15 protein-coding genes are annotated in these 18,525 nt (G+C 72.3%); 8 read left to right on the top strand and 7 right to left on the bottom strand.

Going from position 1 to position 18,525, the window contains the following annotated elements; genetic code table 11:
• Nucleotides 1-24 precede the first annotated feature (24 nt).
• Nucleotides 25-855, bottom strand: coding sequence for a DeoR/GlpR family DNA-binding transcription regulator (locus tag ABZ893_RS14440; protein WP_361402125.1), 831 nt, complete (start codon nt 853-855; stop codon nt 25-27).
• Nucleotides 856-1,070: 215 nt separating this feature from the next.
• On the opposite strand from ABZ893_RS14440, the gene ABZ893_RS14435 reads away from it, so the two are divergent.
• On the top strand, nt 1,071-3,410 hold the full coding sequence (locus ABZ893_RS14435) for a hypothetical protein (RefSeq protein ID WP_361402122.1): 2,340 nt from the start codon (nt 1,071-1,073) through the stop codon (nt 3,408-3,410).
• On the opposite strand, the gene ABZ893_RS14430 is transcribed toward ABZ893_RS14435, so the two are convergent.
• The 4 genes from ABZ893_RS14430 to ABZ893_RS14415 all read right to left on the bottom strand — a co-directional run bounded on the left by ABZ893_RS14430 (nt 3,380) and on the right by ABZ893_RS14415 (nt 8,011).
• Nucleotides 3,380-5,794 carry a right-handed parallel beta-helix repeat-containing protein gene (locus ABZ893_RS14430; RefSeq protein WP_361402119.1) on the bottom strand — a complete coding sequence of 805 codons (2,415 nt, stop codon included), beginning with the start codon at nt 5,792-5,794 and terminating at the stop codon, nt 3,380-3,382. The genes ABZ893_RS14435 and ABZ893_RS14430 overlap by 31 nt on opposite strands.
• Before the next feature lie 126 nt (nt 5,795-5,920).
• Nucleotides 5,921-6,535 (bottom strand): hypothetical protein, encoded by a 615-nt coding sequence (locus ABZ893_RS14425; RefSeq protein ID WP_361402116.1) that lies wholly within the window; start codon nt 6,533-6,535, stop codon nt 5,921-5,923.
• Nucleotides 6,536-6,709: 174 nt separating this feature from the next.
• On the bottom strand, nt 6,710-7,534 hold the full coding sequence (locus tag ABZ893_RS14420) for an MOSC N-terminal beta barrel domain-containing protein (protein ID WP_361402114.1): 825 nt from the start codon (nt 7,532-7,534) through the stop codon (nt 6,710-6,712).
• 45 nt (nt 7,535-7,579) lie between these two features.
• The gene (locus ABZ893_RS14415; RefSeq protein ID WP_361402112.1) at nt 7,580-8,011 is read right to left on the bottom strand and encodes a DUF6643 family protein; all 432 of its coding nucleotides are present in this window, start codon (nt 8,009-8,011) and stop codon (nt 7,580-7,582) included.
• Between the two features lie 265 nt (nt 8,012-8,276).
• Here ABZ893_RS14415 and ABZ893_RS14410 point away from each other — a divergent pair, with 265 nt between their 5' ends.
• Nucleotides 8,277-9,524 carry a TerD family protein gene (locus ABZ893_RS14410; protein WP_361402109.1) on the top strand — a complete coding sequence of 416 codons (1,248 nt, stop codon included), beginning with the start codon at nt 8,277-8,279 and terminating at the stop codon, nt 9,522-9,524.
• A 12-nt stretch (nt 9,525-9,536) separates the two neighbouring features.
• On the opposite strand, the gene ABZ893_RS14405 is transcribed toward ABZ893_RS14410, so the two are convergent.
• Nucleotides 9,537-10,712 carry a glycosyltransferase gene (locus ABZ893_RS14405; RefSeq protein ID WP_361402106.1) on the bottom strand — a complete coding sequence of 392 codons (1,176 nt, stop codon included), beginning with the start codon at nt 10,710-10,712 and terminating at the stop codon, nt 9,537-9,539.
• Between the two features lie 58 nt (nt 10,713-10,770).
• On the opposite strand from ABZ893_RS14405, the gene ABZ893_RS14400 reads away from it, so the two are divergent.
• Both ABZ893_RS14400 and ABZ893_RS14395 read left to right on the top strand, forming a co-directional pair.
• Nucleotides 10,771-11,559, top strand: coding sequence for an aspartate/glutamate racemase family protein (locus ABZ893_RS14400; protein WP_361402103.1), 789 nt, complete (start codon nt 10,771-10,773; stop codon nt 11,557-11,559).
• Between the two features lie 93 nt (nt 11,560-11,652).
• Entirely contained in the window at nt 11,653-12,204 is a 552-nt protein-coding gene (locus ABZ893_RS14395) for a hypothetical protein (RefSeq protein WP_361402101.1), read from the top strand.
• A gap of 29 nt (nt 12,205-12,233) precedes the next feature.
• Here the strand turns inward: ABZ893_RS14395 and ABZ893_RS14390 are convergent, their stop codons facing one another.
• Nucleotides 12,234-13,307 carry an O-antigen polymerase gene (locus tag ABZ893_RS14390; protein WP_361402098.1) on the bottom strand — a complete coding sequence of 358 codons (1,074 nt, stop codon included), beginning with the start codon at nt 13,305-13,307 and terminating at the stop codon, nt 12,234-12,236.
• Nucleotides 13,308-13,525: 218 nt separating this feature from the next.
• Between ABZ893_RS14390 and lnt the strand changes: the two genes are divergently transcribed.
• The 4 genes from lnt (at nt 13,526) to ABZ893_RS14370 (ending at nt 18,507) form a co-directional block, all read left to right on the top strand.
• Nucleotides 13,526-15,124 carry an apolipoprotein N-acyltransferase gene (gene lnt, locus ABZ893_RS14385; protein ID WP_361402095.1) on the top strand — a complete coding sequence of 533 codons (1,599 nt, stop codon included), beginning with the start codon at nt 13,526-13,528 and terminating at the stop codon, nt 15,122-15,124.
• Between the two features lie 10 nt (nt 15,125-15,134).
• On the top strand, nt 15,135-15,614 hold the full coding sequence (locus tag ABZ893_RS14380) for an NUDIX domain-containing protein (protein ID WP_361402092.1): 480 nt from the start codon (nt 15,135-15,137) through the stop codon (nt 15,612-15,614).
• Nucleotides 15,615-15,669: 55 nt separating this feature from the next.
• The gene (locus ABZ893_RS14375) at nt 15,670-16,482 is read left to right on the top strand and encodes a 3-hydroxybutyrate dehydrogenase (RefSeq protein WP_361402089.1); all 813 of its coding nucleotides are present in this window, start codon (nt 15,670-15,672) and stop codon (nt 16,480-16,482) included.
• A gap of 90 nt (nt 16,483-16,572) precedes the next feature.
• Nucleotides 16,573-18,507: a helix-turn-helix domain-containing protein gene (locus ABZ893_RS14370; RefSeq protein ID WP_361402086.1), complete on the top strand. Its 1,935-nt coding sequence runs from the start codon at nt 16,573-16,575 to the stop codon at nt 18,505-18,507.
• Nucleotides 18,508-18,525: the final 18 nt, after the last annotated feature.

Genomic DNA, 18,525 nt, shown 5'->3' with positions numbered 1-18,525 from the left:
GCGGTCACCATAGCTGACGGTCTGTCAGTTGTCTGTACTGGTGCCGGACGGCTCACCCGCGATGACGAGCCGCAGCTCCTCGGAGATCTCCGCACGCACCTCGACGGGCAGCCCGGCGTCCGTCACCAGAGTGTCCACCTGGTCGAGCGAAGCGAACGAACTCAGGCCCACCGTCCCCCACTTGGTGTGGTCCGCGACCACGACGACACGGCGCGCGGACTGCACGAGCCGCCGGTTCGTCTCCGCCTCCGCGAGGTTCGGCGTCGACAGCCCCGCCTCCAGCGATATGCCGTGCACACCGAGGAACAGCACGTCGAAGTGGAGCGCCGCGATGGCCTGGTCCGCGACTGGCCCCACCAGCGAGTCCGAAGGCGTCCGCACGCCACCCGTCAGCACCACCGTCGCCGCACCCGGCCGCTGCCCCGACGTGCGCTGCGCACCGTGGAACACATCGGCCACCCGCACCGAGTTGGTCACCACCGTCAGGTCCGGCACGTCGAGCAGATGGTGCGCCAGCGCGTACGTCGTCGTACCGCCGGACAGCGCGATGGCCGTGCCCGGCACCGCCAGGGCCGCCGCCGCCCGCGCGATGTCCTCCTTGGCGCTGAGTTCAAGGCCCGACTTCGCCTCGAAACCCGGCTCGTGCGTACTGGCCTCGACCACCGGCACCGCACCGCCGTGCACCTTCTCCAGGACGCCCTGCCGGGCGAGGGCGTCGAGGTCGCGGCGGACGGTCATGTCCGAGACACCCAGCTTGCGCGTCAGTTCGTTGACCCGGACGCCGCCGCGGCGCCGCACCTCGTCGAGGATCAGGGCCCGGCGCTGCTCCGCGAGGAGGTTCTGATTCTCGCTCACGTCCTGTCGGATCCCTTCTCCTTGCCACATCCGTCCACGGTCGCCACATCCTCGCACGCACCACCGACCCCCGGACCACCACCCGTTCGCGTGCATGTATGACAAGCGGTCGCACGGATGGAGGAGATTCGGTGACGGGGGCTGTGCGCGGAGGCCCGGTGCCTGGATTCTGGAAGGAAACAGCACATGCGCACGTCATCCGGGGGGACAGAGCGGTGGAGCGCGACGACCGGGCGGACGAGACCGCCCTCGAACTACTGGTCCACGGCGTGGGGGGCACCACCCCCGCGCAGATGCTGGACGACCCGCGCACGGTCCGGGTCTCCGGCGACGACACGGCCGCGGTCTACCGCCGCGCCGAAGACGTGGACGCGGAACAACGACCCGAGGACTACCGGGGCAAACCCGTCCCCGAGGCCTACGTCTGGTGCAACCTCACCTCCGGCAACGGCTCGCGCGCCCTGTGGCTGTTGCTGCTGCCGTTCATGGTGGTCAACCTCGCCCACTGGATGCGCCCCGACGCCCACAGCCGCACTCGGGCGGTACGCGCGTACGGCCTGCTGCTGCGCCTCGCGGGCCTCACCCTCACTGTCCTCCTTGTCGGCGCGGCCTGTGAGGTGGCACTCGACCTGGCGGCCTGGCAGTGCGCGGGCACGCACGCGTGCGCCCGGCACCACTCGTGGCTCGGCTTCCTGTCGGTCGACGCGCAGGGACACGGCGGCTGGTGGAGCCAGCCCGGCCGCCGCCTCGCCCTCGCCGCCGCCGTCCCCACCGCGCTGACCACGCTCCTCTGGTACCTCTCCCGCCGCACCTGGTACGCGTACGAGTCCCAGCAGCCCGTGCCGCACCAGCCCGACCCCGACGAGGAGGACCCGACCACGGCGCTCGGCAGGCCGGGCTTCTGGTACGGGCGCCGGCTCGTCGCCCGGCTGCGTGCCGCGCACACCGCCGCCGGTCTGCTCACCGTGGCGGCCGTCGTCGGCACCGCTGCCGCCCGGTTCGACAGCGAGCGCGGTGGCCCCGTGCTCCTCGACGTGCTCGGCCGGATCCTCGACGTGGCACTCGTCGTCGGCGCCGTCTTCGTCATCTGGGTGGTGTGCCGCAGGGGACGCAGCGAGAACACGATCGACGAGACCGTCGACGCCCTCGTGGGCCGGCTCCCCGAGGCCGCCCTCACCCTCCTCGCCCTCACCCTCCTCTACGCCGGCTGGTCACGCCCCGAGTGGCGGTCCCACGGCCGCCTGCCCGGCGACGCGATGTTCGGCGGGATCGTCCTCGTCCAGGGCGCGCTGATCGTGATCCTCGCCCTGGTCGCGCACGACATCCACCGCCGCAAGCGCGAGTCCCGGGCGGCCCTGCGCGGCCTCGGCGGCCCCGCCACCGCGATGCTCGCGTGCGCACTCGGCGGCGTGATGACCGGCGGAGTCGCCCAGCGCGTCGCCGACTGGCTGGACGGTCCGGGCACCCCGGGCGCCGGCGACATCCTCACCGGCCCGCCCGTCCTGCTGTCCTGGCAGGCCTCCGTGATCCCGCCGCTCCTGGTCGCCCTCGCCGTGGTCTTCGCGATCCTCGCCCGCCGCACCCTGCGCCTCAAGCGCGAGGAAGCCGCCACCGTCGCCACCGACTACCCCGGCGAACCTGTGGACGCCGCCCGCACGAGCGCCATCGCCGGCACCCGCGCCCGTGCCGCCCTCACCGACCAGGCCCCCATGATCATCGGCGTCCTGTCCAGCGTGACCCTCTTCCTCGGCGCAGGGGCACTCGTCGGAGCCTGGATCACCCACCAGGTCCCCGGCCGCGCGGCGCAGGGCTCGTACGGCATCGTGGAGGGCGCCGCCCAGACGGCGCAGGCGATGGGCTCCTGGCTCATCGGCCTCGGCTTCATCCTCTTCGTCACGTGGGGGCGGCGCGCCTACCGAGACGCGTCGGCCCGCCGCACGATCGGCATCCTGTGGGACGTCGGCACGTTCTGGCCGCGCGCCGCGCACCCCTTCGCACCGCCCTGCTACGCGGAGCGCGCCGTGCCCGACCTGACCTGGCGCATGGCCACCTGGACCCGCACCACCGGCGGCCGCCTCGTCCTGTCGGGCCACTCCCAGGGCAGCGTCCTCGCCGCCGCCGCGGCCTGGCAGCTGCACCCCACGGTCCGCCGCCGCGTCGCCCTGCTCACCTACGGCTCACCCCTGGAGCGGCTCTACGGCCGCTGGTTCCCCGCCTACTTCGGCCCCGCCGCGCTCACCGCCCTGCACCGCGAGGCCGACTGCTGGCGCAACCTGTACCGCATGACCGACCCCATCGGCGGCCCCATCCGGCTGCCCGGCGACTGCGGCCCGCTGGTCGACCACGAGCCCCTCAAGGACCCCCTCGCCTACGGCCGCACCGAGCAACACCCGCTGCCCGCGCCGATCCTGGGCCACTCCGACTACCAGGCCGACCCGGTCTTCGCCGAGGAGCGGGCCCGCCTGCTCGCCCGGCTCCGTCCGGAGGTCCCCGGTCAGCGCCCGGACGGCGAGCCCACGGAGACTCAGGGCAGCTCGGGCAGGTCCGCCTCGTAGAGCAGGGTCAGGTCGTCCTTCGTCGGCTCGGCGAGCTGGGCGACCCGGCCCGCGTGGCGCTCCACCATCGACTCGAAGGTCTGGCGCGCCGTACGGCCGTTGCCGAACGCGGGGCCCTTCGGTAGCGCGGTGAAGTGCTTCAGAAGGGCCTCGGACGCGCCCTCGCCCAGCTGGTACTCGTGCTCGTCGGCCTGCTGCTCCACGATCCGCAGCAGCTCCTCGGGCTCGTAGTCCGAGAACGTGATGGTGCGTGAGAAACGGGAGGCCACACCGGGGTTGACCGTGAGGAAGCGCTCCATCTCGGCGGTGTAGCCCGCGACGATGACCACGACCGAGTCGCGCTGATCCTCCATCAGCTTCACGAGCGTGTCGATGGCCTCACGGCCGAAGTCACGCCCGGAGTCCTCGGGCGACAGCGCGTACGCCTCGTCGATGAACAGGACGCCACCATGGGCGCGTTGGAACGCTTCCTGGGTGCGGATGGCCGTCGAGCCGATGTGCTCGCCGACCAGGTCGACGCGCGACACCTCGACGAGATGGCCGTTCTCCAGGACGCCGAGCGAGGCGAGGATCTCGCCGTACAGGCGTGCCACGGTCGTCTTGCCGGTGCCGGGGGAGCCGGTGAACACCAGGTGGCGCCGGACGGAGGCCGCCTTGAGGCCCGCCTGCTGCCGGCGCCGGCCCACCTCGATCATGTCCGTGAGCGCCCGCACCTCGCGCTTGACGCTGTCCAGGCCCACCAGCGTGTCGAGTTCACCGAGCACGTCCGCCGACGTACGCGTGGTGGACGGCGTCTCCACCGGGGGCGCCGCCGGCACCGTCCGCTGGTCGGGCAGGGCGCTGAGCAGGCCCACGGTCTGGGTGGCCGTCTGTACGGCGGGCGCGGCCAGTGCGGTCGTACTCGCCGGACGGACCCCGCCGCTCTCGTCGCTCGTGCACTCCTCGACGACCGGCCCGTCCTCGGCGAACTCGTACCCGCCGCGCGAACACCGTTCCGTACGGCACTTCTTGAGCGTCGTGCGGCAGCCGTCGATGATGTGGAAGCCGTACCCCTCACTGCCGGTGACGCGGCAGCCGTGGAAGGCGCCGCGGCCCTCCGCCGACACGTAGAAGCCGGCCTCGGTGGGGGAGCTGACCGTGCAGCGCTCGATCGTCGGGTCGGCGCCCTTGGTGACGATGACGCCCGTCTGGACGCCGTCGACACTGCAGTTGGCGAGGGTGCCGCTGCTCCCGTGGTCACGGAACCAGGCGCCCGTCGCCGCCTCGCGGATCCGGCAGTCGTCGAGCTGGGCGGTGGCTCCGTCGCTCACCGACACCGCGGTGTTGCGTACTTGGGAGAGGTCGCTGTCGACGACGTCCACGCGCGAGCCGCGGTCGAGCACGAACAGGGCGTCCGGCACGTCGTGCACCCGGCACGACTCCAGGACGGCGGCCGCGCCGTCGCTCACCCACACGGCTGGGTAGTCGCCCGTACTGTCGTGGATCTCGCACTGGTTGGCGTCCACGCGCGTGCCCGGGTCCCACACCGACAGGCCGTTGCGCCCGAACCGGCTCACCGTCGAACGGGTCAGCGTCAGGACCGACCGGGACCGCAGGTCGATCGCGTTCTCCGGGACGTCGTGGATACGGCAGTCGGCGAGGGTGAGGACCGCGTCCGTGTCGAGCGTGATCCCGTCGGACGTCGTGCGGTGCACGTCGCAGTCCGTGAGGTGCGCCGTCGCGCGCCCGGTGACCTGCACCCCGGTGCCCTTGACCTCGTACACCTCGCAGCCGACGGCCTCCAGGCCGCTGTGCTCGCCGGTGACGGACAGTCCGGAACCCGACGCGTGGTGCACCCGGCAGCGCTCAAGACGCGGATGCGCCCCACCCCGCACGGCCACACCGGCCTGCCCCGCCGAGACGACCTCGCACTCCTCGAACACCCCGCCCCCGCCGTCGAGTACGACGATGCCGAGGCCGCCGGGATTGTCGACGGTGCAGCGCTTCACGGTGGGCCGCGCGCCGCCCCGCACCTCTATGCCGGCCGCGGAACGCGTCACGATCCGCAGGTCCGAGAACTCCGGAGCGCCTTCCTCCACAAGGAGTGCGGGGGCCGCCGAGTCCTGCCCCTCGACATGCAGATCGGCGACGGTCGCGGACGCGCGTACCGTCAGCGGCACCCCGTCGACGGGCGCGATCCGCACGGACCCGGGCGAACCCTCGGGCCCCCGCAGGGTGACCGCGCGCTCGACGACGAGATTCTCTCTGTACGTGCCCGACGCCACGGTCAGCACGTCCCCGTCACCCGCGGCCTCCAGGGCCGCGGCGAGCGATGCGTACTCTCCAGTGCGGCGCCGCCACCGCGACGTGCCGGTGTGCGTCACCTGGACCGTGCCCTGTGCCATGGCTGTGTAGTGCCCCCACCTCGTCGTACGCGGGTCCTCGCTGCGATCCCCGCGGCGAAGGTGGGTCCACCGTAGCGTGCGCGGAGGACGCGAGTTGACCGGAGCGTAAGGCTGGTCAACTGCCGGTCAGCTGCCTGCGCCGGTCCGGCCCCAGTCGGGTCCCGCCTTGTCCCAGGCGCGGTCCCAGCGGTCGTACCGGCGGCGGACCATGCGCCAGACGATCAGGCGCCGGGTGCCCTCGACCAGGCCCGCCGCGGCCACCGCGGTCCCGAGTCCGGCCAGTACGGCGTGGGTGGTGGCCGTCGCCGAGTCCAGCGGGCGGCCCACGACCTTGCCGGTGCCGTTGACCCACAGGGGGAACCGGTCACCGGCGCGCGGGTTGCTGAGGGTCGCGAGCACCGTGCCGTGGTGCAGCGTGCCGTCGGGTGCCGTCCAGTCGGCGACGACGCGGCTGTGCGCGTCTCTCGCGGTGGCGGTCTCGGGGTCGGGGTCCAGCGGAGGCTGGGCCACCTTCTGGAAGACCGTGGCGGTGACTTCGCTGCGGCCCTTGCGCTGCTCCTGCACGGAGTGCAGCAGAGCCCCCTCGGCCAGCATCCCTGTCGCGACGCCGATGAGCGGTGCGACCACGACGATCAGCAGCACAGCCGCCAGCGCGATCCAGGCCTCAGCGAGGTCGGTCGCGCGGCGCAGCGGATTGCGCCGCCACCGCCAGAGTCCGGCGATTGCCCGCACAGCCAGCACCCCCTTCCGCGTCCGTCCTAACCGTGGACGGCACGGCTCACGCGTGAGTGGGGCGAAGAGAGAGCGAAATCACCCCTCCCGACGTCGGCCGATGCCGGTCCCCGACTTCCATGCCTTTCCATTGTGCTCCAACGACCGTGTCCCGGCTCGGGGTTCCCTCCGAAGAGGCCGGAGTCACTCCAGGATCGAGATCGCGTCACCGATCCGGACCGTGCCCGTCGTCTCGGGGACCAGGTTCGTGCCGAAACACAGCTGGTCACCGAAGCGACGGTGGCGTGCGAGCGTCCGCAGCGGCTCTTTGCCACGCTCCGCGTTTGTCTGGTTCGTAGTGGTGACAACGCAGCGACCGCTCTTTTTCGTGACACGGAAAGTGACGTCGCCGATCGCGATACGTGACCAGTCGTCCTCGGCCCAGGGCGGGGTGCCGTCCACCACGACGTTGGGCCGGAAGCGGTTCATGGGCAGCGGGCCCTCGTCGGAGTGATCACCCTGCGCGATGAGGGAGTTGAGGGCGTCGAGCGAGGAGACGGTCGTGAGCAACAGGGGGTAACCGTCCGCGAAGCTGACGGTCTCGCCAGGACGGGCGTACTCGGGGTCGACAGGGCGCCGCGTCGCGGGGTCGTCGAGGTGGACGAGCCGGACGTCGGATCCCAGGTACGCGCTCCACCAGCTGTGCGCGGAGTCGTCGGCAAGCACGGCCTCGACCTTGTCGCCGAAGATGTTCACCGTGGTCGTCCCCGCGGGCGCGGGCACCGGAACGGTCAGGGGCCTGCGGCCGGGTGCCGCCATACGCAGGCCGTCACCGTCGGGTATCGACGCCGACGTGAGCGCGAGACGCGGATGCTGACGCTGGGTGACCACGGTGCCGGAGTCGTCGATCAGTACCCATCGACGGTCTCCCGCGAGGCCCCACGGCTCCACCACCGCCTCGTCCGGCGCGTGTCCCCGGACCGACTTCAGCGGGTGGACGTGGATCGAATGGAGGGAGGCGTTCGGCATGGGGCCATCCTGCCAGCGGGCGAGGACGGCCCCATGACGGGGAGATCAATTCCCGCGATACTGCTGGCGGTTGTACGGATCCTCGTACGGCGCGGCGGCGGGGCGGGGAGCCGCGGGGCGCATGGCCTCGTAACCGGCGCCCTGCATGGGCCGCTGCTGCTGGGGCTGCATTGCCGCGTAACCGCGCGGCGCTGCGGCCTGCTGCGGGATGTACGGCTGCGGAGCGTGCTGGAGAGGCGCCTGTTGCTGAGTGGCGTAACCGTACTGGGGCGCGGGCGCGGAGGGCCCGGCCGGCAGTGCGGGAAGCGCCGAGGGAAGGGCCGGCAGATGGCTGCCGGTGTCGTACATGGCAGGCACCCGGATCGGAGCGATCTGGGGCGTGCCCCGCTCTGCGACGAGGGAGTCGTAGATCGGAGTGTCCGCGAAGGACGGGGCGGAGTAGTAGCCGCCGCCATAGGAGGAGCGGGGGGAGGTCATGGCACATAAGTTAAGCCCACGATGTGCTGGTTGGGGAGACCGATAAGAGGGTTGTTTTGCGTTTCGGCAGTGACTTGAGATCCCCAATGCGAGCGAACTTGGCAAAAACGGTCGCCACTCGACGTATGGATCATGTAAGGGCAGGTCTTTGGGGGTTACCGGTGGTTGGCCTGGGACCGTCAAACACGTGTCCTCGCGTCGCTTTCCGTCGCGGAGAATAAGTTGAGCGTGAACCCGGAGATCTCAGTAGGGGGCGGACATGGCAATGTCTAAAGGTCAGAATGTCGTCGTTCCGGCGTCGTCCGTGCGCGTCGAATTGGGCTGGCGTTCAGGTGCGGGGGTGCCGGACGCGGACGCCTCCGCGCTGCTGCTCGTCTCCGGGAAGGTCCGCTCGGACGCCGACTTCGTCTTTTACAACCAGCCGTCGCACGCGTCCGGGGCCGTCCGGCACGAGGGCAAGCGCACCTCCGACGGCCAGGTGACCGACACGATCGCCGTCGACCTCGCGCGCGTGGAGCCCACGATCGAGAACGTGGTGCTCGCCGCGTCGGCGGACGGCGGCTCGTTCGGGCAGGTTCCCGGCCTCTACGTGAGAGTGCTCGACGCGTCGAGCGGAGCCGAGATCGCGCGCTACGACAGCTCCGACGCGAGCGTGGAGACCGCCTTCGTCCTCGGCGAGCTGTACCGGCGTCAGGGCGCCTGGAAGTTCCGGGCCGTCGGCCAGGGGTACGGCAGCGGTCTGGCGGGCCTGGCCACCGACTACGGGATCACGGTCGACGAACCCCGGACGCCTCCTCCCGCCCCCGCTCCTGCTCCGGTTCGCCCGGCCGCCGCCCCCGTGACGACGCCCCCGCCCATGCCGCCCGCGCAGCCGGTGCGCCTCACCAAGGTGACGCTCACGAAGTCGGCCCCGTCCGTCTCCCTGGCCAAGCAGGGCGGCACCTCCGGAGCGATGCGCGTCAACCTCAACTGGGAGGTGCGCAAGCAGTTCAAGGGCTGGGGCAGCAAGCTGGGCCGGGCCGTGGCACAGCACTCGGACCTGGACCTGGACCTGTGCGCCCTCTACGAACTCACCGACGGCCGCAAGGGAGTCGTCCAGGCGCTGGGCAACGCCTTCGGCGCCCTGCAACGGCCGCCGTACATCCACCTCGACGGCGACGACCGTACGGGCGCGATCTCCACCGGCGAGAACCTGACGATCAACCTCGACCACAAGAGCGATCTGAAGCGGATCCTCATCTTCGTCACCATCTACGAAGGCGCCCGCAGCTTCGCCGACCTGCACGCGACCGTCACGCTCCAGCCGCAGTTCGGCGCGGCCATCGACTTCTCCCTGGACGAGTGCACCGTGCCGTCGACCGTGTGCGCCCTCGCGCTGATCACCAACAACGGCGGCGATCTGACGGTGCAGCGCGAGGCCCGCTACCTCGTGCCCGAGCGAGGAGTGAGCCCGCAGCGCACCATCGACTACGCCTACGGGTGGGGCATGAACTGGACGCCCGGCAGGAAGTAGTCGCCCCGGCGGCTACCGCTGTTCCGGCGCTGGGTCCGGCCTGGAGTACGTACGCCCCTTCCAGGCCGCACCACGTCCTCTGTAGTGCTGCACCGCCGAGTCGACGGTCATGAGGAGATACAGAAGGGCGGTGCCCGGCAGCAGCGGAGCCGTCCACGGCGACAACCCGTAGTAGCGCAGCATCGGGACGTACGTCGCCGTCATCAGCAGCCAGGCGAGCCCGCCGAGCAGCGCGGTGAGCCCGTTGCCGGTGGCGAGGCCGGCGACGAGCGTGACCGGCGGCACCAGGTAGACCAGCGCGAGCCCGGCCACCGTCCCGGCCAGGAGCAGCGGGTTGTGGCGGAGCTGGGCGTAGGCGCTGCGCGACACCATGCGCCACAGATCGCCAAGGCCCGGGTAGGGGCGCACGCTGTCGACGCGGTCGGCCAGGCCCAGCCAGATGTGACCCCCGGAACCCTTCACCGCGCGGGCGAGCGCCACGTCGTCGATGACGGCGTGCCGGATGGAGTCGGGGACGTTCGCCCGCTCGGCCGCCCGCGCGCTCAGCAGTACGCAGCCGCCCGCGGCAGCCGCCGTCCGCGAGCCCTTCCGCGCGATCCACCGGAACGGGTACAGCTGGGCGAAGAAGTACACGAAAGCCGGCACGACGAGCCGCTCCCACACGCTCTCCACCCGCAGCCGTGCCATCAGCGAGACGAGGTCGAAGCCGCCCGAGCGCGCGGCGGCCACCAATTCCCGCAGGCTGTCCGGCTCGTGCGCGATGTCCGCGTCCGTGAGCAGCAGGTATTCGGGGTCACGCGCGCGTGCCAGGCCGATCCCGTGCCGCACCGCCCAGAGCTTGCCGGTCCAGCCCGCAGGAGGTTCGCCGGGCGAGTCGACGGTGAGCGGCAGCCCGCCGTGCCGATGGGCCAGATCCCTGGCCAGGGCGCCGGTCCCGTCGGAGCTGCCGTCGTCGACCAGGAAGATCTCCGCCCGCCCCGGATAGTCCTGCGCGAGCAGCGAGGGCAGGCTGTCCGGCAGCACGGCGGCCTCGTCGCGCGCGGGGACGACGACGCAGACCGAAGGCCATTCGGCAGGTTCCGTACGCGGGGGCAGCCGCAGGTCCGTGCGCCAGAAGAAGCCCTGCCCGACCAGCAGCCACACCCACGCGGCCAGCGATGCTGCGGTGATCCACACAACGGCGTCCATTTGCCGCAGTCTGCCCCACCCCACACCCCGTTCAAGGGCCATCGTCTATGGTTTCCGGGTGAAGATCGCGCTCATGGACTCGGGAATCGGACTCATCGCGGCCGCCGCCGCGGTACGGCGCCTGCGGCCCGACGCCGACCTCGTCCTCTCCTCCGACCCCGACGGGATGCCCTGGGGACCGCGGAGTTCGGAGGGCATCGTCGAGCGGGCCCTGATCGTCGCCGAGGCCGCCGCGCAGCACCGCCCCGACGCGCTCATCGTGGCGTGCAACACCGCCACGGTCCACGCCCTCCCGGCCCTCCGCGCCCGCCTCGAACCCGAGATCCCGGTCATCGGAACGGTCCCCGCGATCAAGCCGGCCGCCGCAGGCACCGGACCCGTCGCCATCTGGGCCACCCCCGCCACCACCGGCAGCCCCTACCAGCGCGGCCTCATCCGGGACTTCGCGGACGGCGTCGAGGTCACCGAGGTGCCCTGCCCCGGACTCGCCGACGCCGTGGAGTACGCGGACGAGGACGCCATCGACGAGACGATCGCCGCCGCCGCGGCGCTCACGCCCCGCGATGTAAGTGCCGTCGTCCTGGGCTGCACCCATTACGAACTCGTGGCGGAACGTATCCGTGCCGCCGTCCAGCAGCCCGGAACGCCGCCCCTCGTGCTGCACGGCAGCGCCGGCGCCGTCGCCGCGCAGGCCCTGCGCAGGATCGGCGCCGGACCCGACCCCGAGGCCGGTACGCAGGGTGCTGTCACGGTGCTCCTCAGCGGCCGCCCCTCGACCACACTGCTGACCCCCGCGCTCGCCTACGCCGAGGGCAGGCTGCTCCAGGCCGTCAGCCACGTACGGTAACGATCACCGGGCTGCTCCATGTGGCCCTGGGCGGGCGTCATCACTCTCCGCTGACCGGTGCCTTCGCTGGGGAACGTGAGTACTCTCGATTTCATGAGGGACCACTCCCGTAGTGAGCGGCGCGTGTCCGTCGCCCCCGAGATCTGGACCGGCCGGGCGCGCAACCGCGTGCAGTGGCTGGCAGCGCTGGGCGGGTTCGCTTTCCTGGCCCTCGGCGCCGATCTCGCCGTGGAGTTCAGCTGGACGTCCAAGAGCCCGGCCCTGGCGATGTCGGTGGTCGGCTGCATCGCGGCCGGGCTGCTGATCCTCTTCGGAACCCTCGCCTTCGTCCATGTGGCCGTGAAGGTCGACAAGGACTCGCTGGAGGTGCGGTGCGGTCACATAGGGCTTCCGCGCCGCCGCATCCCGCTCTCCCATGTCGTGGGGGCCGAGTTCGAGCCCCGGGTCACGCCCAGGCAGTGGGGCGGCTGGGGTTACCGCTGGCGTCCGGAGAAGGGCACGGCCGTCGTCGTCCGGCGCGGTGAGGCCGTCGTGCTCGAACTGGGCGACGGCCGGAAGTTCACCGTCACGGTGGACGACGCGGAGGCCGCGGTGACCGCGATCCGCGACCGGCTGGGGCCACCACGGGTGGGTTCCGCGATCTGACCCCAGCGGTACCTGTGCACGCGCAGTACTTATGAACGGCCGTTCCGGGAATCCACCGGGGCGGCCGTTTCGCTGTACCGGGGCTCGTCGCCCCAGGGGCGCGCCGTCGCCACTCCCGCGAGCAGTCCCGCGCCCACGGTGACGGTGGTGAAGCTCAGGGCGTTGCCGAGGGCGGCCAGGCCCGCGACGGCGGTCAGGGCCGCGCCCGCCGTCAGGACCACCGGCGTGGAGCGCGCCGACCGCCACAGGACGTAGAGGAGCCAGCAGAACACCGCGGCCAGGAGTCCTATGCCGACCAGGCCCTGTTCGGCGGCCTGCTGGAGCGGGGCCGAGTGCGGTCGTCCGTCGGACAGCAGCGTCCCGCCGGCCGTGGGGCTCAGCTCCCCGAAGCGGCCGGGGCCGACGCCCAGACCGGGATGGGACTCGGTCAGGCTCAGCGCGTCCTGCCAGAGCATGACCCGGTGCCGCGTGAGCAGCCCCGTCAGCGAGGCGTCGAGCCCTGCGGGCAGTACGCCCTTCAGCAGGGCCAGGGCGAGTCCGGCCACGACCGCCGTCACGAGTCCGAGGCCGGCGAGTCCGAGGCCCCGGTGCCGCATCCCGACGGCGGCGAGGGAGCACAGCAGGACGCCCGCGCACGCGGTCACCCCGGCGATGGACCCGACCACGGCCGCCGCCGCGACCGTGCCGCCGGCCAGCAGGAACAGGGCCGTGCGCGCCAGGGAGCGCCGCGCCGCCCAGGCCGCGCAGCAGGCCGCTCCGGTGGCGAGCACCAGGAGCGCGGCGGTCGCGCCGGTACGGCCGAGGGGCGAGCCGGTGTCGGGCGCGGGGACGGCGTGCGGGGAGGCGAGCGCGAGCCCGAGTCCGGCGAGGGCCGCCGCACAGGGCGCCGCCACCGGCACCAGCGCGCCCGAGATCCGCCCGCACACATAACCGGCGGCCACGGCAAGGACCGCGAGCAGAACGCCTTCCGGCCGGCCCGCGCGGGTGGTCGCCGTGAGCAATGACCACGCCGCACATGCCCCGAGCACCACGACACCCACCGCGTCCGCGACCCCGTGCCGCTCGTACTCCGTCTCCGTCGACGGACCCGCCGTCGATGACATCCCCGTCGCCACCACCCCGTCGCCCCCCGACTGTGACGGGCCCCGGGCGGCATGGCCGGATCCGGCCCGTCGCAGGGGACTCGGGCACACGGTAACGGCTGATGCGGGCGTTTGTGGATGGGTTGCGCAGGAACGATGCTTCATGGGCCGTGCCGGGGGCGAGCCCGGCCCCTGGACCGACATGTCGCCGGGCAGGTGACCCGCCGTACACTCCCGGAGTGACCGCCACCGCAACTTCCGTAGACGGCCCGCAGCAGCTCGAACCGCAGTCGGCGCCCTCCTCGCGCGTGGCCGGACTGCTGCGCGGGACCGCCCGGGCCGCCGCGGCGGCACTCTCCGGAGTGCTGCTGTACGTCTCCTTCCCGCCCCGTGAGCTGTGGTGGCTGGCACCTCTCGCGCTCGCCCTGTTCGGCGGGGCCGTGTACGGGCGGCGGCTGCGCGCGGGATTCGGCCTGGGCTTCGTCATGGGCCTCGGCTACTTCCTGCCGCTCCTGTCGTGGACGGGCGTCGACGTCGGACCGCTGCCGTGGCTGGCGCTCGCCTTCGCCGAAGCGCTGGTCATGAGCCTCGCAGGCCTCGGCATCGCCTACGTCTCCCGGCTTCCGCTGTGGCCGCTGTGGGCCGCGGGCGTATGGATCGCGGACGAGGCCCTGCGGGCCCGCTTCCCGTTCAGCGGCTTCCCCTGGGGCAAGCTCGCGTTCGGGCAGCCCAGTGGCCTGTTCCTGCCCCTCGCATCCTTGGGCGGCACGCCGCTTCTCGGCTTCGCCGTCGTCCTGTGCGGGTTCGGCCTCACCGCGCTCGCGCTGCGCCTCAAGGACGTACGCCGGGTGCGGGACCGTGGTGTGGCCGTCGCCGCCGCGATCACCGTCGCGCCCGTCATCGCCGGAGCGGCCACGGCGCCGTTCATCTCCAACGCCCCCGAGAACGGCACCGCGCGCGTGGCCGTCGTCCAGGGCAACGTGCCGCGCATGGGCCTCGACTTCAACTCCCAGCGCCGGGCCGTGCTCGACTACCACGTGCGCGAGACGATGAAGCTCGCCGCGCGGATCAAGGCGGGCCAGATCAAGAAGCCCGACCTCGTCCTGTGGCCGGAGAACTCCTCCGACATCGACCCCTACGCCAACCCCGACGCGTACGCCGAGATCGACAAGGCCGCCAAGGCCGTCGACGCGCCCATCTCCGTCGGCGCCGTGGTCAACGCCGAGGACGGCACGCCCCGCAACCGGCAGATCCTCTGGGACCCCAAGACGGGCCCCGGCGCCGTCTACGACAAGCGGCAGCTCCAGCCGTTCGGCGAGTACATGCCCTACCGGAGCTTCTTCCGGATCTTCAGCAAGGACGTCGACCGCGCGGGCAACTTCGTGGCCGGCAAGAAAGCCGTCGTCTTCGACATGGCGGGCACCAAGGTCGGCCCGGTCACCTGCTACGAGGCCGCCTTCGACTCCGTCGTACGCGACCAGGTGAAGGCGGGCGCGCAGATCCTCTCCGTGCCCAGCAACAACGCCACCTTCGACCGCAGCCAGATGACCTACCAGCAGCTCGCCATGGACCGGGTGCGCGCCGTCGAGCACGACCGCGCCGTCATGGTCCCGGTCACCAGCGGCGTCAGCGCGATCATCCGGCCCGACGGGTCCGTCGCCCAGCACACCGGCATGTTCGTCGCCGACACCCTGGTCGCCGACGTGCCCAAGCGGACCTCCCTGACCCTTGCCACGCGCCTCGGTGTCTGGCCCGAGGTGCTGCTCGTGGGGATCGGCGCGGCCGGGCTCGGCTGGGCCGTGGTGCGCTCCCGCCGGGGTGTTCGCGCCGCCGGATAGGGTCGCTGACATGCCGACTCCAGAGTTCATCCGCACGATCCGGGCCTCCGTGGGCCACCAGCTCCTCGTCCTGCCCGGCGTGAGCGCCATCGTCTTCGACGACGCGGGCAGGGTCCTCCTCGGGCGGCGGGCCGACACGGGCAAGTGGGCGGTCCTCGCTGGGATCCCGGAGCCGGGGGAACAGCCCGCGGAGGCCGCCGTGCGCGAGGTGTACGAGGAGACGGGCGTCGAATGCGTGGCCGAGCGGGTCGTCCTGGTGAAGACTCTCAAGCCGGTGACGTATCCGAACGGCGACCAGTGCCAGTTCACCGACATCTCCTTCCGCTGCCGCGCGACGGGCGGCCACGCGCGCGTGAACGACGACGAGTCCCTCGAAGTGGGCTGGTTCGAGCTGGACGCGCTGCCCCCGCTGGGCAACTTCTGCCTGCTTCGCATCAAGCAGGCGTCGACCGACGCACCGACATGGTTCGAGACCATGACCGAGCGCTGAAGTATGGGGGCTGACCACATCGGGCGGGGCGCGGCGGCTGCCTAGGGTGCGGAACATGACCGCGCCCACCACACCCTTCGCCGCGCCCGCCGCACCCCTCACCGCGCCCCTCGACCTGGGCGGCCGCATCGCACTCGTCACCGGCGCCGCGGGCGGCATCGGCCGCGCCTGCGCGCTGCGGCTCGCCGCCGCCGGGGCCGAGGTGAGAGCGGTCGACCGGGACAGGGCGGGACTGGACGCGCTGGCCGAGCAGGCAGCCGTCACCGCCGGCGGCATCGAGCCGCGCGTCCTGGACCTCACCGACCTGGACGCGGCCGAGGAGTGCGCCGCCGGCGCCGACATCCTGGTCAACAACGCGGGGCTCCAACTGGTGCGCCCCATCGAGGAGTTCCCGCCCGACGTCTTCCACACCGTCCTGACCGTGATGCTGGAGGCGCCCTTCCGCCTCGTGCGGGGCGCGCTGCCGCACATGTACGAGCAGGGCTGGGGGCGCATCGTGAACCTCTCGTCCGTCCACGGGCTGCGCGCCTCCGCGTTCAAGTCCGCCTACGTCGCCGCCAAGCACGGGCTCGAAGGGCTCTCCAAGACGGCGGCGCTCGAAGGCGCCCCGCACGGCGTCACCTCGAACTGCGTGAACCCCGGCTACGTCCGCACGCCCCTCGTCGAGAAGCAGCTCGCCGACCAGGCCGCAGCCCACGGCATCCCCGAGGAGCGCGTCCTGACCGAGGTCATGCTCCAGGACAGCGCGCTCAAGCGGCTCATCGAACCCGACGAGGTCGCCGAGGCCGTCGCGTACCTGTGCAGCCCGCAGGCCTCCTTCATCACCGGGACGTCCCTCGTGCTCGACGGCGGCTGGACTGCACACTGACCACCCTTGTGAGTGACGGGAATTGACTGATCCATTGAGTTGTCCACAGGGCTGGCGGGCCCGGCCGCACGGTGGGTGATCCTGGTGAGCATGTCGCACGAGCCAACGCAGTCCGCCGCCCAGCCCGAGGGACCCGCACCGAGTGCCGAGACGCCGTTCCTGGAACTTCTCGCCCGGGGCGCGTCCGCCGACGCCTACGAACAGCCCGTCCTTGTCGCCCGCGCCGAGGGCGAGCCACGGGAGCGGATCGACGCACTCGACCGCGCGAAGGGGCTCGCCCTTCGGGTCCGCGCGGACCTCGAAGGCAGACGCCGCCGCGAGGCGGAGCTGTCCGCGCTCTTCGAGACGGCGCACGACCTGGCCGGGCTGCGTGATCTGGACGCCGTACTCCAGGCCATCGTGCAGCGCGCCCGCTCGCTCCTCGGCACGGACGTCGCCTATCTGACGCTGAACGACCCGGCCCGCGGCGACACCTACATGCGGGTCACCGAGGGCTCGGTCGCCGCACGCTTCCAGCAGCTCAGGCTCGGCATGGGGGAGGGGCTCGGAGGTCTCGTCGCCCAGACCGCGCGGCCTTACGTGACGGCGGACTACGCCCACGACGTCCGCTTCCAGCACACCCGCACCATCGACGCCGGGGTCCACGACGAGGGGCTTGTCGCGATCCTGGGTGTACCGCTTACGTTGGGGCCGCACGTCATCGGTGTGCTGTTCGCTGCCGACCGGCGGGCGCGCGTCTTCGAGCGGGAGCAGATCGCGCTGCTCGGCTCCTTCGCGGCGCTCGCCGCGGCCGCCATCGACACCGCGAACCTGCTCTCCGAGACCCGCGAGGCGCTGGGCGAGCTGGAGCGCGCCAACGAGATCATCCGGGACCGCAGCGGCGTCATCGAGCGGGCCTCCGATGTCCACGACCGCCTCGCCGAACTGGTCCTGCGGGGCGGCGGCGTCCACGACGTGGCGGCGGCCGTCTCCCAAGTCCTCGACGGAACAGTGGAGTTCGCCGACGCGGTCACCGCCCCCGACAAACCCCTCGAAGCCTCGCGCGCGGACGGTCACGCCGTACGCGACGGTGATGACTGGGTCGCCGCCGTCGCCGCGGGCGGTGAACTGCTCGGCGCGCTCGTGCTGCGCGGGCACCCCGGGCTCGACCCCGTCGACCAGCGCACCCTGGAGCGCGCCGCGATGGTCACCTCGCTCTTGCTGCTCGCCCGGCGCTCTGCATCCGAGGCCGAACAGCGCGTACGGGGCGAGCTGTTGGACGACCTGCTCGACGCGCGCGACCGGGATCCGCGTCTGCTGAGGGAGCGCGCCGCCCGGCTGCACGCCGACCTGGACGCCGTCCACGTGGTCCTTGCGGCGCGCCTGGAGACCCCGGGCTCCGACGCCGAACAGGAAGCCGCCGCACGCCGCCGCCTCTGGTCCGCCGCGTCCCACCTCGCCGCCACCCGGCACGGCCTCGCCGCCGCGCGAGACGGGGGTACGGTCCTGCTGCTTCCGCTCAGAGCGGCGGACCGGGCCTCCGACCTGGCCCGCCGCACGGCCAAGCACCTCTCCGCCGCGGTGCACGAGCGGGTCACCGTCGGAGCGTCGGCGCCTCTGGAGGACCTGGCCACCCGCACGCACACGGTCGCCGACGCGTACGCCGAGGGGCAGCGCTGCCTCGACGCTCTACGTCTGCTCGGCAGAGCGGGGGAGGGGGCCGCCGCCGAGGACTTCGGCTTCCTCGGGCTGCTGCTCGCCGACAGCCGCGACATCACCGGGTTCGTGGACCGCACGATGGGCGAGGTCGTGACGTACGACCGCCGCAGAGGGACCGATCTCGTGCGCACGCTGGACGCGTACTTCGCCTCGGGGATGAGCCCGGCCCGCACCAAGGACGCGCTGCATGTGCATGTGAACACGGTGGCGCAGCGGCTCGAGCGAATAGGCCGGCTCCTCGGCCCCGACTGGCAGTCGCCCGCCCGGTCCCTGGAGCTCCAACTCGCGCTGCGGCTGCACCGGTTGACCGGCGCGACATCGGGCTGACCCGAGCGTCCGAACGGG

Source organism: Streptomyces sp. NPDC046821, assembly GCF_040645335.1.
Lineage (GTDB): Bacteria > Actinomycetota > Actinomycetes > Streptomycetales > Streptomycetaceae > Streptomyces.
Note: the sequence above shows the minus strand (reverse complement) of the source record. Positions and strands in the feature narration are given on the sequence as shown.